A 14,816-nucleotide genomic window follows, 5' to 3' on the forward strand; every position below is an offset into this window, starting at 1 on the left:
GATGAGCGGAACTGATAGCGATCCAGCCGCCGACGCCTGTACCCTCTGTGAACTGCCGACCGAGGGCGTCGACGTGACCGACGACGACGGCAACCGCTTCTGCTGTACCGGCTGCCGCGACGTGTACGCCGCCCTCGGCGACGTCGACGTGGACGCCGACGCGGTCCGAGAGCGCCGACAGGCGAGCGAGGCGAGCGCCGGAGAGGGGGCGGACGACGACGCGGCCGACGCCGACCGCGACGTGCCGGACGGCCACGAGGCGACGTTCTTGGAGGTCGACGGGATGCACTGCGCGACCTGCGAGGCGTTCATCGAGACGGTGGCGACCGACGCCGACGGCGTCAGCGCCGCGAGCGCGAGCTACGTCACCGACACGGTGCGGGTCGACCACGACCCGGACGCCGTCACCGTCGACGACCTCACGGAGACGGTGAGCGGGCTGGGATACAGCGCGTACGCCCGCGACGACGCCTTCTCGCGCCGGCAGGCGAGCAACATGGCGACCGCGCGGCTCGCGGCGGGCGTCATCGTCGGGATGGCGGTCATGCTCCAGTACATCGTCCTCATCTACCCGACGTACTTCGCGTTCCCCTTCTACAACGAGCGGACCCTCTCGTATCTCAACGAGGCGATGGCGTCGACCTCGGGTACGTACTTCTTCATCGTCATCGCCGTGTTGACGACCATCGTCCTCTTTTTCACCGGCAAGCCGATCCTCAGGGGCGCGTACGTCAGCGCGAAGACCCGCTCGCCGAACATGGACCTCCTCGTCGCCATCGCGGCGGTGAGCGCGTACCTCTACAGCACGCTCGCGGTGATATTCGTCGAGTCGCCCTCGATATACTACGACGTGACCGTCGCGATCATCGTGATCGTCACGGTCGGCAACCACTACGAGGACTCGGTGAAAGAGCGCGCGACGGAGCTGCTCTCCGAGGTGACCGCGGTCCAGGTCGACGACGCGCGGCGGCTGACGGCCGACGGCGACGCGGAGTCGGTCGCCGTCGACGCGCTCCGGCCGGACGACCGGATCCTCGTGCGCGCCGGCGAGCGGGTCCCGGTCGACGGCGAGGCGGTCGACGGCGACGCCGCGGTCGACGAGTCGGTCGTCACCGGCGAGTCGCTCCCGGTCCGGAAGGTCGCGGGCGACGCGGTCGTCGGCGGCTCGGTCGTCGCCGACGGCTCGCTCACGGTCGCGGTCGGCCCGGACGCGACCTCCAGCCTCGACCGCGTCGCGGAGCTCGTCTACGACCTCCAGAGCGGGAACCACGGCGTCCAGAAGCTCGCCGACCGGCTCGCGACGGTGTTCGTCCCCGCGGTCCTCGTCATCGCGGTCGTCGCCGCCGGCGCGTCGCTCGCGCTCGGCGGGACCGGAACCGACGCGATGCTCGTCGGACTCACGGTGCTCATCGTCTCGTGTCCGTGCGCGCTCGGGCTGGCGACGCCGCTCGCGGTCGCAGCCGGGATCCGCGACGCCTTGGAGCGCAACATCGTCGTCTTCGACGACACCGTCTTCGAGCGCATCCGCGAGGCCGACACGGTCGTCTTCGACAAGACGGGGACGCTGACGACCGGCGAGATGCGCCTGATCGACCGCGAACTCGACGACGACCTCCTCCGGCTCGCGGCCGCGCTCGAATCGCGGTCCGCGCACCCGGTCGGACAGGCCATCGCGGCGGCGCGGGCCGACCTCGGTGACGGTGCGGACGCCGAGCCCGGCCGGCCGACCGACGACGGCGCGACCCCGGCGGTCGCGGACGGCGGGGCGGAGACGGCGGACGGCGGGGCGGAGGCGGTCGACGCCGACTCCGACGGGGAGGCCGAACCGACCGTCGAGTCCTTCGAGAGCCACGCCCGCGGCGTCTCCGGCGTCGTCGACGGCGTCGAGGTCGTCGTCGGCCACCCGGACCTCTTCGACGAGCGCGGATGGACCGTCCCCGACGCGATCCGCGAGGCGGTCGCCGACGCGCGCGACGTGGGGCGCGTCCCGGTCGCGGTCGGCCGCGACGGCGCGGCCGAGGGGTTCGTCGTCGTGGGCGACGAGCTGCGCGACGGCTGGGAGGAGACGGTGACGGCGCTCGATCGCTCGGGCGTCGAGGTGATCGTCCTCACCGGTGACGACGAGCGCGCCGCGACGGTGTTCGCCGACCACGACGCCGTCTCGTCGGTGTTCGCGGGCGTGCCGCCGGAGGGGAAGGCGGAGACCGTCGCGCGGCTGAAGGAACGCGGCGTCACGGTGATGGTCGGCGACGGGACCAACGACGCGCCGGCGCTCGCGGCGGCCGACCTCGGTATCGCGCTCGGCGGCGGCACGGCGATGGCGGCCGACGCCGCCGACGTGGCCATCGTCGACGACGACCTCGGCTCGGTGGCGACCGTCTTCGAACTCGCCCGCGCGGCCGGCCGGCGCGTGAAGGGGAACATCGGCTGGGCGTTCTGCTACAACGCGGTCGCGATCCCCCTCGCCGCGACCGGCCTGCTCAATCCGCTGTTCGCCGCGGTCGCGATGGGGGCGTCGAGCCTGCTCGTCGTGACGAACTCCTCGCGGGCGTTGCTGTCGGACTGACGGCTCGGTCGCGTCCGCCCCTACCGCAAGCCACTTTCGGCTCACGCGAGTAGGCAGGACCGATGACAGATCAACAGCGGCAGCCAGCGACGCCGACCCGAAACGGGATGCCGGTCCTCGGACTCGGCACGTGGGAGAACGACGACCCGGCACAGTGTACCGAATCTGTGGCGAACGCGCTCGACGCCGGCTACCGCCACGTCGATACCGCACAGATCTACGGCAACGAGGCGGCCGTCGGAAAGGGGATCGCCGAGAGCGACGTCGACCGCGACGATATCTTCCTCGCGACGAAGGTGTGGATCGACGAGCTCGCGCCCGCGGACGTCGCCTCGTCGACCCGGGAGAGCCTCGACAAGCTCGGCGTCGACGCGGTTGATCTCCTCTACGTCCACTGGCCGGCCGGGGAGTACGAGCCGGAAGAGACGCTGCCGGCGTTCGCCGAACTGCGCGACGACGGCCTGATCGACCGGATCGGCGTCTCGAACTTCGAGCCGGAACACCTTGACGCGGCGACGGACGCGCTCGGTGAGACGCCGTTCGCGAACCAGGTCGAGATGCATCCGCTGCTCCGGCAGGAGGAGCTGCGCGAGTACGCCGACGCGAACGACGTCGAACTCGTCGCCTACTCGCCGCTCGCCCGCGGGGAGATCCTCGACGACCCGGCCGTCACCGACATCGCCGAGAAGCACGGCGTCAGCGCGGCGCAGGTGAGCCTCGCGTGGCTCCGCGAATCCGGCGTCACCGCCATCCCGAAGGCGACCGGGATCGACCACCTCCGCGACAACCTCGCGAGCCTCAATCTCGAACTCGACGACGAGGACGTCGCGGCGATCGACGAGCTGGGCCGCACCGACCGGCAGCTCAACCCCGACTTCGGCCCGGACTGGGAGTAACGCTCGCCTGAGCGCGGCCCGGCCGAGTCAGTCTCCGCCCGCGGGCAACCGGATCGTGATCTCGTTGCCCCGGTCGTCGCTCGACTCGACCGCGACGGTGCCGCCCGACAGCTCCACGCTCCAGTAGACGAGCCAGAACCCCAGCCCGCTGCTGTGGTACACGTCGGTCATGTCGTGGTCGCCGGTGAGGACGTTCGCTTCGACGGCCGGGATCGGCGCGTGATCGTCGCTGACGACGATTTCGGCCCCGTCCGGCGCGTACCGGAGCCCGACGGTCACGGCCGGAGCGTCGTCGGCGGCGTGTCGGACCGCGTTCTCGAGGAGTTCCGTCACCGCCGACCGCAGTTCGGCGCGCCCGTCGACCACGACCGGATCGAGCGACACGATCCCGATCGACGCCGCCGGGAACCGCTCGCCGACGCGCTCGACGCACTCCTCGACCACCTCGTCGAGGGCGATCGGCTCGCCGTCCCGGTGGTCGGTGATGAGTTCGATGATCTCCCGTTCCTTCTCCGCGGTCGCGAGGAGCTGTTCGCCGACGTGGCGGATCACCGCGGTGTGTTCGGTCGACTCCGGGACCTCCGACTCCAGCGTCTCCACCGTGCCGAGCATGACGTTGAGGTCGTTCCGGAGGTTATGCCGGAGGAGGTTGTCCATGACGACCAGCTGTCGCTCGCGCCGCCGCCGGTCCGTGACGTCCTTGGTGAACCCCGTGATGCGGACGACATCGCCGTCGACCGTGATCGGCTCGCCTTGAACCCACACCCAGCGGTGGTAGTCCTCGCCGGGGTTCACCCGGTACTCGATGTCGACCGGGTTCCCGTCGGAGAGCCGTTCCATCGCCTCCTCGACCGCGGGGATGTCGTCTGGGTGGATCGCGTCGAGGAACGCGCCCGGGTCGCCCCTGAGTTCCGCGACCGACGTCCCGTAGATCTCCTCGTAGGAGGGGTTCACGAAGAGGAGCTCCGACCAGTCGGCGTTGAACATCCAGAGCACGTCGCTTGAGACCGCCGAAATCTCGCTGAGGTGCGCCGCCGTCTCCTCGCGCTCGCGCTCGGCCCGGACGCGGTCGCTGATGTCGCGCGAGCTGACGACGTAGCCGTCGAGCGCGTCGTCGGTGAGGTTCGACATGCGGCTCTCCAGCCACACCCACGATCCGTCGGCGGTCCGGTGGCGGTACTCGACGGTTATCTCGGTGAACTCTTCGCCGGTGACTGCCTCCCGGAACGCCTCCTCGACCGCCTCTCGGTCGTCGCGGTGGATGTACTCGAACGCGTTCTCACCGATGAGTTCCTCCGGCGTGAAGCCGAGGATCCGCTCGGCGGCACCGCTCACGTACGTGAACGTGCCGTCCCCGTCTATGAGGACGACCTTGTCCTGCGCCTGATCGAGTAGCAATCCGAGCGGTTCAGACGCGGTCATACTTCCGTTCCCGCCCGAGTGTGTATAACAGTCACGACCGTCCGGATCCGCCGGACGATCGCGGGCGAGCCGCGGTGCCGGAAGACCGCGGCGCGACGGGGCGTGCTCGGTCGGTACGAGCGGGATCCGTTCAGTCGTCGCTCGCCGAGAGCGCCTCCCGGATCTCTTCCAGCTTGAAGTACGACGCGAGACCGAGAATCGTCACCGGCCACAGACCGACGAACTGCCCGCGCTGCTTGTCGCCGCGCACGTAGTAGAAGTACAGCGCGAGTGCGACCGACCCGACCGCCGCGAACACTGCGGGTCCGAGTCCGTCGCTGCTGACCTCTTCGACCACTTCGACCGCCGTTTCCTCTGTTGTGTCGCTCACACACTTGTAACGTCCTAGACAGTGATATGTGTTTCCTCGCCACAGACCTCGATCCGAGTCCCGATCGTCTCACACCGTCGTCGGTGTCACGACGACCCGGATCGCTCTCTCCGGAACACGAGTACGAAGATCAGGACCGACAGCAGCACCATGACCGCCGCGAACGCGCGCTCGTCGTCGATAACGGCGTCGACCGAAGTCGGAAGCATACAACTCCGATACGGCCCCCACGACAATATACCTCGGTGTCGGTGACGAACGGGTTCCGTCGGCACCGCGACTCCGATGAGTGGCACGCTGCCGCTCGGACCACCGAAGACTGGTCCGATTTCTCACGAACCGCACGAACCGCACGAAACGATTTGAGGCTGAGGACCGTACCACGGGTATGCGTGACATTGACCCGGACACGTTGATGTTGGTGGCGGGCGTGGTGATCTCGCTGATCGCGCTCGCGGAGCTGTATCCGCTCTGGAAACGTCGCAAAACCGACCGACGGTGACCGGCGTCTCGTCCGCGAGCCCGACTTCGGCGGCGACGGGCCGGGCGGTGCCCGTCAGACGTGTTCCGCGAGGAAGTCGACGATCCCGCGGTACGCCTCGATGCGGTTCTCCAGTTTCGCGAAGCCGTGCCCCTCGTCGTCGAAGATCAGCTTCCGGACGGGAACGCCCTGCTCGCGAGCCTTCTCGACGATCTGTTCGGCCTCGCCGACCGGGACCCGCGGGTCGTTCTCGCCGTGGAGGACGAAGAGGGGGGCCTCGATCCGGTCGATGTTGTTGATCGGCGAGACCGACTCGAGGAACTCCCGGTCCTCCGCCAGCGAGCCGTACTCGGCCTCGCGCAGCGAGCGCCGCCAGTCGCCGGTGTTTTCGAGGAACGTGACGAAGTTCGCGATGCCGACGATGTCGACGCCGGCGGCCCACAGCTCCGGGTACTCCGTCAGCGACGCGAGCACCATGAAGCCGCCGTAGGAGCCGCCCATCGCGACGATCCGGTCCGGGTCGACCTCGGGGTGGTCGTGGAGCCACCCGACGCCCTCGCGGATGTCCTTCACCGAGTCCATCCGCTTTTCCACGTCGTCGAGCCCCGAGTACGCCTTCCCGTACCCCGAGGAGCCGCGGACGTTCGGCTCGAAGACGGCGTACCCGTTGTTCAACAGGTACTGCGTGACCGACGCGAAGGAGGGCCGCCGCTGTGACTCCGGCCCGCCGTGGATGTCGACGACGACGGGGTACCCGGACTCGGGCGGCTCCGTCTCCGGCACGGAAAAGAACGCCGGGATGTCCCTTCCGTCGAAGGTGGGGTAGTGAACCAGTTCGCGCTCGACGAACGAGTCGCGCGGGATCCCCGCGGTCGAGGCACGTGTCCACCGCTCCGCCTCGCCGGTGGCCGCGTCGACGACGTAGACGTTCGCGTTGTGGGTGCTGCCCGTCGCGGTCACCGCGAACCGGTCGCCCTCGGGGCCGAAGCTCACGCCGCCGGCGACGCCGTCCGGGAGGTCCGGTTCGGGGAACTCGTCGATCCGGTCGGGCGCGACGAGTTCGCCGACCGTGAGTTCGGTGTAGCCGTCGACGTTCCGGGAGTAGACGAGCCGGCGCGAGTCCTCCTCGACCGCGACGCCGTCGACGTTCCACTCGCCGCCGTCGGCGACGACGGCGAACTCGCCGGTGGCGAGGTCGAGCCGCTCCAGGCGGAGCGTGTCGCTCTCGCGGTCGGTGACGAGGTAGACGCCCTCGCCGTCCGGTCCCCACTCGGGGCTGCTGTAGCGGGCGTCGCCCTCGTGGGGCGTGTGGTGGGTCAGATCGCCGGTCGCGAGATCGAGGGTGTAGAGGTCGTGGTCGAACGAGGAGTGCGCCTCGTGGACGATCAGGCGGTCGTCGCTCGGCGACCAGCCGGCGACCGAGAGCCAGCCGTCGCCCTCGTGGACCAACTCGGCGTCGTCGCCGGTCTCGTCGCGGCCCTGAACGTAGACGTCGAAGACGGCCTCGTCGCGGCGGTTCGACGCGAACGCGAACCGGTCGCCGGTCGAGTCCCACCCGCCCCACCGGTGTTTCGCCTCGGGCATCGCCGTCAGGTCGGTGATCGCGCCCGACTCGTAGTCGAGCCGGTACAGCTGCGCGCGCTCGTTGCCGCCCTCGTCCATGCCGAAGACGGCCTCGGACCGCTCCGGCGAGGAGTCGACGAAGGAGACGGACTCCTCGAAGAAGGTGTGCTGTTCGGGCCACGACTCCGGCTCGCGGACCGACCACACCTGCCCCGTCCCGGTCGTGTTGAGGAGGAACGAGAGGCGGCCGTCGGGACCGAGGTCGGCACCGCCCGCGTTCCGCACGTTCAGGTAGCGCTCGATGTCGTACTGTCGCATGCTACTCGGTTCTGCGCGTGCCGTGAAACCGTTTCGGGTGACGGAATCCGCGCCGCGACTCCGGCTCCGGCCCGCGTCTCGGCCCCGGTCTGACCCGCGCCGCCGCGCCGTTGCGTCCGGCGGTCAACACGTCGTCCCGCCCGGATGCCGTGTCTTTTTACCGGCTGCCCCCGTGCGGTCGGCGTATGCGCGTCGCGTTCGTCTCGCTTTTCGCCCCCGGACACGGGGAGACCCCGGCGCGGACGCGAACGCTCCGAACCGCCCGCGGCCTCGCCGACCGCGGCCACGACGTGGTCTGGCTCTGCGCCCGCTGGTGGGGCGGCGACCACGACGCGTTCGAGGAGGACGGGATCGAGTACCGCTCGGTCACCGCCGAGCCGTCGCCGACCGGATTCGCCGCGAGGCTTCCGGTCGCGCTCCGGCGCGTCGCCCCCGACGTGGTCCACGCGGTCAACAGCCCGCCGACGCCCGCGCTCGCCGCCATGGTCGCGGGGTCGCTCTCCCGGGTCCCGGTCGTCGTCGACTGGTGGCGCGACCACCCGGCCGACGCCCGCCGCTGGTACCGGCCGCTCGCGCGGCGCGCGGACGCCGTGACGGCCCCCTCGCGGACCACCAAGACCCGCGTCCGCGAACACGGGGCCGACGGCGACGACGTCCGCGTCCTCCCCGAGAGCATCGACTTCGACGCGGTCGAGTCGGCGGCCGTCGACGACCGCTTCGACGCGGTGTACTCGCGGCGGCTCGACCGCCACGCCAACGTCGAGACGTTCCTCCTCGGCCTCGCCGAGCTGCGCGGCCGCGACTGGACCGCGGCGGTGATCGGCGACGGCCCCGAGCGCGGACGGATCGAGGCGACCGCCCGCGACCTCCGGATCGACGACCGCGTCGAGTTCCTCGGGGACCTGCCGACCGAAGACCGGATCCCGATATTCAAGGGTACGCACGTCGCGGTCGCGACCGCGACGTGGGAGACGTTCGCCACTGACCTGCTGTGGGCGGTCGCGTGCGGCTGCGTCGCCCTCGTCGAGTATCAGGCGGATTCGAGCGCGCACGAGCTGGTCGAGGGCCGCGAGCGCGGGCGGCTCGTGACGAGTCCGGCGGAGCTGGCCGACGAGTTCGTCGCGGTCGGCGACCTCGAACGCCGCGCGGTCGACCCCGAGTTCGCCGCCTACGACCACGGCGCGGTGATCGACCGCTACGTGACGCTGTACGAGGATCTGATCGGAGACGAGTAGATCGCCGGTGTGCCGCGGACGACGGCGAAAAGGAGAACGGCGGCGTCGCGCGCTACGCCTGTTCCTGCCGGGTGATCGTCCCGCCGTACTTCATGAAGACGAACGCCAGCCCCAGCGTGCTCACCATCGCGATGAACGTCGCGATGCCCAGCGCACGGGCGGCGTCCGGGACGAACACCGCGTCCGAACTCCCGCCGCCGACGTCGACCGTGGCGATGTCCTCGCCGACGGCGATGCCGCCGTGCATGCCGACCGCGGTGTGGGGCACGCAGTGGTAGTGAGTGATGCCGGCGTCCTCGCTCGACGTCTCGTACTCGTAGGTGTACCCCTCCTCGCCGACGGGACTCCCGCTGTCGAGCGTTGCCGGGCCGCCGTCCTCGACCGTCTGGACGTTGTGGTCGCCGCCAGCGCCCGTCCACTCCCAGACGATCGTCGTCTCCTCGTCGACCCACACCAGCGTCGGGTCGAACGCGAGGCCCTGGTCGCCTGCGCCGACCGAGATGGTCACCGAGTCCTGGCCGCGGGCGTCGGTGTAGGACCCGACGTTCCCGCCCGACGCGGCGCTCGGCCAGTCGGGTTCCACTTCCTGTGCAGCCGCCGTCCCCGCCGTCGCCGTCGCCGCGCCGGCGGCGGCCGCCGCACCGCCGGCCGTCCGCATGAACGCGCGCCGAGAGACGTCGTCCGAACTCATACGCTCCGGTTCGTGACGGGCCGTAGTGAATATGTTGATCCGAACGCGGCGTCGACGACGATCCGAGGGCGAACGGTCGGCGGCTCCGTTTCAGTTTCGGCCGTCACGCGACTGATAAATATTCGATAGCAGATCGGCGGTGATCACCACCGAAGCCCCAGCCGCTCGGCGGTACGACGCGGTGGGCGTTTATAAATCGCCGATCGACACGGACACCACCGAAGCCCCAGCCGCGAGGACGGCGCACGCTCGCTGCGGTCCTCAGTCGCTCACTCCGTTCGCTCCCTGCGGTCCTTACGTCGCCTGCGCCCGCCTCGCGGCTGCCCCTTCGAGCCCCACCCCACACCGCGACCGCACAGCACCTCACGCCTCCCCAGCCTCGTCGGTCGCCGTCGCTTCGCTCCGGCGACCGACTCCCTCGCGCGGTGCTGCTTCGCGGCCGCCAGTGGCGGCCGCTCGCAGGCACGCGCCACCGCACAGTCATTTATAAGTATATATCGTCACAGCGGTCACGGATTTTAATTAGTTCTCATCTGCGGATTCGGTCCAGATCGTCGAGGAACGCCCGCAGCGTCGACCGCGTCACGTGCGGCATACACACCACGCGAAGCTCTCCGGTTCCGGTCCGCGATATCTTCCAGCCGGCCTCGCGGAGCGCCGCGAACTCGGACTCCGGGACCCCGGCCGCGACGAGCGGGAGTTCGGGGTCGACGACGTCGTACCCGCGGTCCGCGAGTTCCTCGGCGAGCCACGCGGCGTGGTCGGCCGCCAGTTCCGCGGCCTCGCGGTAGCCGTCGGGCCACAGCGCGTCCATCGCCGCGACCGCGCCCGCGACGCCCGCGCCGCTCCGGGTCCCGGTCAGCGTCGCCTGCGACCGGGACTCCAGGTACGGCGTGTCGACCGCGAGCGCGTCGAGCGCGGCGTCCTCGCGAGCCAGCAGGCCGCCCGCCGGTACCGGTGCCTGTCCGAACTTATGGGGGTCGATCGTCAGCGTGTCGACCGGCGCGTCGGCGAACGACCACGCGTGGTCGGTGAAGGGGAGGACGAACCCGCCCCACGCCGCGTCGACGTGGAATCGCGCCCCGGTCTCCTCGGCGATCGCTGCCAGCTCCGGGATCGGGTCGACCCGGCCGTACTCCGTGGTGCCGGCGACGCCGACGACGAGCGCGGTGGCATCGTCGACCGCGGCCGCGACCGCGTCGGTGTCGGCCCGGTAGTCGTCGTCGACGGGGACGGTCCGCAGCTCCACGTCGAGCAGCTCGGCGGCCTTGGTGAACGAGAAATGCGCGCTCTCCGGAGCGACGACGTTGACGTCGCGCGCGTCGTGTCGGTTCCGGGCCGACCGCACCGCTTGGACGTTCGCCTCGGTCCCGCCCGAAGTGACGTATCCCGCGGCATCGCTCGGGGTCGGGTGGTCGGCGAGCGTCGCGAGCCGCTCGACCGCCCGTTCCTCCAACTCCGCGACCGCCTCGTAGGTGGCGGGATCGCCGGGATTCGACGCGAGAAACCGCTCGGCGGCCGCGCGGGCGTCCGGGTGCGGCTCGGTACACATCGAGGAGAGCACCCGGTCGAACGACTGCGGCTCCGGTTCCGGCCGTTGCATTCGCCCCCTATTGCCGGGGGCGGCTCTTACCCGTTCCGCTCCCGGCCGCGGCGGCGAGCAATCCCTTTCGACGGCCTCAGCGGACCGAATCGAGCAGCAGCCGCTGTTCGGTCCGCTTGACCTCGTGTTGGACGTCGCGGACCGCGTCGATGTTCGCGGAGATGGAAGAGACGCCCTTCTCGACGAGGAAGTTGACCATCTCGGGCTTCGAGCCGGCCTGGCCGCAGATGCTGGTGTCGACGCCGAGCTCACGGCACGTCTCGATCGTGTCGCCGATCAGCCGCAACACGGCCGGGTGAAGCTCGTCGAACCGGTCGGCGACGTGGCCGTTGTTGCGGTCGACCGCGAGCGTGTACTGCGTGAGGTCGTTGGTGCCGAAGGAGGCGAAGTCGATCCCCGCCTCGGCGAGGTCCTCGATCTGGAGCGCGCTGGCCGGCGTCTCGACCATCACGCCCCAGCGGTGCGTCTCGGGGTCGATCCCGGCCTCGCGCATGTGAACTTTGATCCCCTCGACGTCCGCGGCGTCGTTGACGAGGGGGAACATCACTTCGAGGTTGTCGTACCCCATCTCGTGGAGCCGCGCGAACGCGGCCAGCTCCTGCCGGAACGGCTCGGGCTTGTCGAGGCTCCGCCGGATCCCGCGCCAGCCGAGCATCGGGTTGGGTTCGACCGGCTCGCCGTCGCCGCCCTCCAGTTCGCGGAACTCGTCTGTCGGCGCGTCGATCGTCCGCACGCGGACCGGCCGGGGGTAGAACTCGTCGGCGACGCGCCGGACGCCCTCGACGAGCTCGTCCCGGTAGGCCGCCGCGCCGTGGTCGGCGATGTACTTCTCTGGGGTCTTCCCGAGCGACAGCACCATGTGTTCGATCCGGAGCAGCCCGACGCCGTCCGCGCCGGTCGCCGCGGCGCGCTCGGCCGCCTCCGGGATCGAGACGTTCACCTTCACCTCCGTCGCCGTCATCGGCTTGACGGGCGTCTCCGGGCGCGCGGCCTCCACCGGCTCGAACTCCTCGCCCGGCTCGGCCGACTCGGCTTCGCCCGCCCGGACCGTCCCCTTGTCGCCGTCGAGGGTGACGTGCTGGCCGTCTTCGAGGACCCGGGTCCCGTTGCCGGTCCCGACGACCGCGGGGACGCCGAGCTCTCGGGAGATGATCGCCGCGTGGCTCGTCATCCCGCCCTCGTCGGTGACGATGCCGGCGGCGCGTTTCATCGCCGGCACCATGTCCGGCATCGTCATCTCCGTCACCATCACGTCGCCCTCCTGTACCTGATCGAGCTGGTCGAGCTTGCGGACGATCCGGACGGTGCCGGAGACGGCCCCCGGGCTGGCTCCGAGCCCGTCGACGAGGAGGTCCGCGTCGTCCGCGCTCCCGTCGGTCGTTCGGCCCGCTCTATCGTCCGGCGAACCGAGTTCCGCCCCGCTCCCGTCGCTGTCGGCGGTCGCGGTGGTGCCCTCGGTGTCCTCGGGACCGTCCGCGTCCTCGCGGATCGTCGTGATCGGGCGCGACTGGAGCATGTATATCTCGCCGTCGTAGATCGCCCATTCGACGTCTTGGGGAGCGCCGTAGTGGTCCTCGACGCGCTCGCCGAGCGCGACGAGGTCGCCGATCTCGGCGTCGGAGAGCACCCGCGCCGTGCGGCGCTCCTCGTCGACGTCGAGCTGGACCGTCTCCCCGGTCTCCGCGTCTTTCACCATCTCGACCTTCTTGTCGGCGACGGTGACCTCGTCGACCGCGCTGCGCTCGCGGTCGTACACGTAGTTGTCTGGCGAGACGGTTCCGGAGACGACCGCCTCGCCGAGCCCCCACGCGGCCTCGATGGTGACCTGCGGGTCGCCCGTCGAGGGGTGGCTGGTGAACATCACGCCGGACTTCTCGGCGTCGACCATCCGCTGGACGACGACCGCGATGTCGACCTCGTCGTGCGGGAACCCCCGCTGCTGCCGGTAGTAGATCGCCCGCTGGGTGAAAAGCGAGGCCCAGCACTCCTTGACGCGGCGGAGGAGGTCCTCCTCCCGGACGTTGAGGAACGTCTCCTGTTGCCCGGCGAACGAGGAGTCGGGGAGGTCCTCGGCCGTGGCGGACGAGCGGACCGCGACGAACGCCTCGTCGCCGTCCTCGCTCATCGCCCGGTACTGCTCTAGGATCTCCTCGCGCACCGACCCCGGGAACGGCGTGTCGAGGATCAGCCGTTCCGCGGTCGCCTCGGCCTCGCGGAGCGCGGCGGAGTCCTCCGGATCGACGTCGACCGCGTCGAACAGCTCCTCGTCGATCTCGGCCTCCTCGATGAACGTCCGGTACGTGCCCGCGGTGACGGCGAACCCCGGTGGCACCGGGAGGCCCGCACCGATGAGTTCGCCGAGCGACGCGGCCTTCCCGCCGACGGTCCCGACGTCGTCGGCGTCGACATCCTCCAGCAAGAGTACTGCCATTCGTGTACCTGAAGGATCCGTGAGACGACCTATGAAGCTTCCGGCGGACGTAACAATGAATAAAAGACAACTCGGACCCGAGTTATCTCCACGGACCGCGCCGTTTCGCGTTCTTTCACGGATATCGTCGTGGCATGGCGGTCTCCTCCGTCGCGCTCCACACGTGACGCAGTGAAGACGCCGTGGGTCGGCGGGATCATCCCGGGGAACATCTTGTTCCAACCACGTATTACACGTCCCGACGGTGATGAAAGCGGGAAACAGCCGTCGCAGTCGACACCGTGCGTACAAGCGAAACGGGGGCCGAAGCACCGGGGACAGCGAACCGACCTGCGGTTCGTACCCTTTCGAACGGGTCGTTTCCGCCTATACTTATCTCCCGTTTCGTGATTCGATCCTGTAACACGTTACAGGTCCTGTAACACCTGCCGCGGACGTAAAAGCGCCCGACGCACCGAGCTCCCGCCCTCAGTCGCCGCCGAGCCGTCGCCGCTCGTCGCGCAACAGCCGCTCCCAGAGCCCGAACAGCCGGCTGTCGAGACCGTACGCCTCGTCGACGCGTCGGACCCAGCGGTCGTCGGCGAACAGGTGGCGCTGGAACCGTCGCACGTCGGGCGAGAGCCGGTCGCGGTCGCCGCCGTAGTACGAGAGCGACTCCTCGCGGGTCCGGGCGACGAGGCCGGCGGGAACGTCGATTCCGTCGGCGGCGGCGACGTGGTCGAACCACTCCAGATGGAGCAGCGAGTCGGCGAGGAGGAACCGCTCGCGGAAGCTGGAGACCCGCGACAGCGCCGGCGCGCCGTCGATGCGGACGTCGGTCGGCCGCGAGAACCGCGGCGCGGTCGCGGTCACTCCCGCTCCCTCCGCGACCGTCTCGACGACGCGTCGCAGTCGCCAGTCGGCGTACCGGATCGGCGCGATCAGCGCGAGTTCGTACCACGTCGGCAGCCACTCGCAGTACGGCTCCGAGAACGCGCCGTCCGCGAGCAGCGTCGCCGCGACCGAGCGTGCCTCGGACGGCGTCAGGTCCGCGGGCGCGGTTCGGAGACGACGGACGATACCGTCGGAACCGAGGGCGTCGACGCCTGAAAATCCCATTCCCTCGGCGACCTCGGTCGTGTACGCGCGGCCGGCGGCGTACCAGGCCGCGAAGTCGGCGGGCGTGGTCAGCCGCAGGAGTCGGAGAACCGTGATACGAACCGAAGGGACCGAGCCGAGATAACCGTTCGGGCCGGTTCGA

General features: G+C 70.1%; 11 protein-coding genes. 3 read left to right on the forward strand and 8 right to left on the reverse strand.

Annotation, left to right across the window (positions count from 1 at the left end):
• Nucleotide 1: 1 nt before the first annotated feature.
• Nucleotides 2-2,566: a heavy metal translocating P-type ATPase gene (locus QOL69_RS12380; protein WP_283403414.1), complete on the forward strand. Its 2,565-nt coding sequence runs from the start codon at nucleotides 2-4 to the stop codon at nucleotides 2,564-2,566.
• Between the two features lie 107 nt (nucleotides 2,567-2,673).
• Nucleotides 2,674-3,462 (forward strand): aldo/keto reductase, encoded by a 789-nt coding sequence (locus QOL69_RS12385; protein WP_283404242.1) that lies wholly within the window; start codon nucleotides 2,674-2,676, stop codon nucleotides 3,460-3,462.
• Nucleotides 3,463-3,489: 27 nt separating this feature from the next.
• Here the strand turns inward: QOL69_RS12385 and QOL69_RS12390 are convergent, their stop codons facing one another.
• The 4 genes from QOL69_RS12390 to QOL69_RS12405 all read right to left on the reverse strand — a co-directional run bounded on the left by QOL69_RS12390 (nucleotide 3,490) and on the right by QOL69_RS12405 (nucleotide 7,616).
• Nucleotides 3,490-4,884, reverse strand: coding sequence for a PAS domain-containing sensor histidine kinase (locus QOL69_RS12390; RefSeq protein ID WP_283403415.1), 1,395 nt, complete (start codon nucleotides 4,882-4,884; stop codon nucleotides 3,490-3,492).
• A gap of 130 nt (nucleotides 4,885-5,014) precedes the next feature.
• Nucleotides 5,015-5,254 (reverse strand): hypothetical protein, encoded by a 240-nt coding sequence (locus QOL69_RS12395; protein ID WP_283403416.1) that lies wholly within the window; start codon nucleotides 5,252-5,254, stop codon nucleotides 5,015-5,017.
• A gap of 86 nt (nucleotides 5,255-5,340) precedes the next feature.
• Nucleotides 5,341-5,463 (reverse strand): hypothetical protein, encoded by a 123-nt coding sequence (locus QOL69_RS12400; protein WP_255331292.1) that lies wholly within the window; start codon nucleotides 5,461-5,463, stop codon nucleotides 5,341-5,343.
• A gap of 347 nt (nucleotides 5,464-5,810) precedes the next feature.
• Nucleotides 5,811-7,616: a S9 family peptidase gene (locus QOL69_RS12405; RefSeq protein ID WP_283403417.1), complete on the reverse strand. Its 1,806-nt coding sequence runs from the start codon at nucleotides 7,614-7,616 to the stop codon at nucleotides 5,811-5,813.
• 185 nt (nucleotides 7,617-7,801) lie between these two features.
• Here QOL69_RS12405 and QOL69_RS12410 point away from each other — a divergent pair, with 185 nt between their 5' ends.
• Nucleotides 7,802-8,851 carry a glycosyltransferase gene (locus QOL69_RS12410; protein WP_283403418.1) on the forward strand — a complete coding sequence of 350 codons (1,050 nt, stop codon included), beginning with the start codon at nucleotides 7,802-7,804 and terminating at the stop codon, nucleotides 8,849-8,851.
• A gap of 52 nt (nucleotides 8,852-8,903) precedes the next feature.
• On the opposite strand, the gene QOL69_RS12415 is transcribed toward QOL69_RS12410, so the two are convergent.
• From QOL69_RS12415 to QOL69_RS12430, 4 genes are all read right to left on the reverse strand, one after another.
• Entirely contained in the window at nucleotides 8,904-9,542 is a 639-nt protein-coding gene (locus QOL69_RS12415) for a halocyanin domain-containing protein (protein WP_283403419.1), read from the reverse strand.
• A 529-nt stretch (nucleotides 9,543-10,071) separates the two neighbouring features.
• Complete coding sequence (mfnA, locus tag QOL69_RS12420; protein WP_283403420.1) at nucleotides 10,072-11,145, reverse strand: tyrosine decarboxylase MfnA; 1,074 nt, start codon at nucleotides 11,143-11,145, stop codon at nucleotides 10,072-10,074.
• 76 nt (nucleotides 11,146-11,221) lie between these two features.
• Nucleotides 11,222-13,576, reverse strand: a complete 2,355-nt coding sequence (gene ppsA / locus QOL69_RS12425; RefSeq protein ID WP_283403421.1) for a phosphoenolpyruvate synthase — start codon at nucleotides 13,574-13,576, stop codon at nucleotides 11,222-11,224.
• 468 nt (nucleotides 13,577-14,044) lie between these two features.
• Nucleotides 14,045-14,674, reverse strand: a complete 630-nt coding sequence (locus QOL69_RS12430) for a DUF8116 family protein (protein ID WP_283404243.1) — start codon at nucleotides 14,672-14,674, stop codon at nucleotides 14,045-14,047.
• Between the last annotated feature and the right edge of the window lie 142 nt (nucleotides 14,675-14,816).

Origin of the sequence: Halorubrum sp. DM2, from assembly GCF_901686465.1 — an archaeon.
GTDB lineage: Archaea > Halobacteriota > Halobacteria > Halobacteriales > Haloferacaceae > Halorubrum.

Bases quoted from the DNA above. Each gene is read 5' to 3' on its own strand.
- QOL69_RS12380 (WP_283403414.1), top strand. From the start codon at position 2: ATGAGCGGAACTGATAGCGATCCAGCCGCCGACGCCTGTACCCTCTGT.
- QOL69_RS12385 (WP_283404242.1), top strand. From the start codon at position 2,674: ATGCCGGTCCTCGGACTCGGCACGTGGGAGAACGACGACCCGGCACAG.
- QOL69_RS12390 (WP_283403415.1), bottom strand. From the start codon at position 4,884: ATGACCGCGTCTGAACCGCTCGGATTGCTACTCGATCAGGCGCAGGAC.
- QOL69_RS12400 (WP_255331292.1), bottom strand. From the start codon at position 5,463: ATGCTTCCGACTTCGGTCGACGCCGTTATCGACGACGAGCGCGCGTTC.
- QOL69_RS12405 (WP_283403417.1), bottom strand. From the start codon at position 7,616: ATGCGACAGTACGACATCGAGCGCTACCTGAACGTGCGGAACGCGGGC.
- QOL69_RS12410 (WP_283403418.1), top strand. From the start codon at position 7,802: ATGCGCGTCGCGTTCGTCTCGCTTTTCGCCCCCGGACACGGGGAGACC.
- QOL69_RS12415 (WP_283403419.1), bottom strand. From the start codon at position 9,542: ATGAGTTCGGACGACGTCTCTCGGCGCGCGTTCATGCGGACGGCCGGC.
- mfnA (WP_283403420.1), bottom strand. From the start codon at position 11,145: ATGCAACGGCCGGAACCGGAGCCGCAGTCGTTCGACCGGGTGCTCTCC.
- ppsA (WP_283403421.1), bottom strand. From the start codon at position 13,576: ATGGCAGTACTCTTGCTGGAGGATGTCGACGCCGACGACGTCGGGACC.
- QOL69_RS12430 (WP_283404243.1), bottom strand. From the start codon at position 14,674: ATGGGATTTTCAGGCGTCGACGCCCTCGGTTCCGACGGTATCGTCCGT.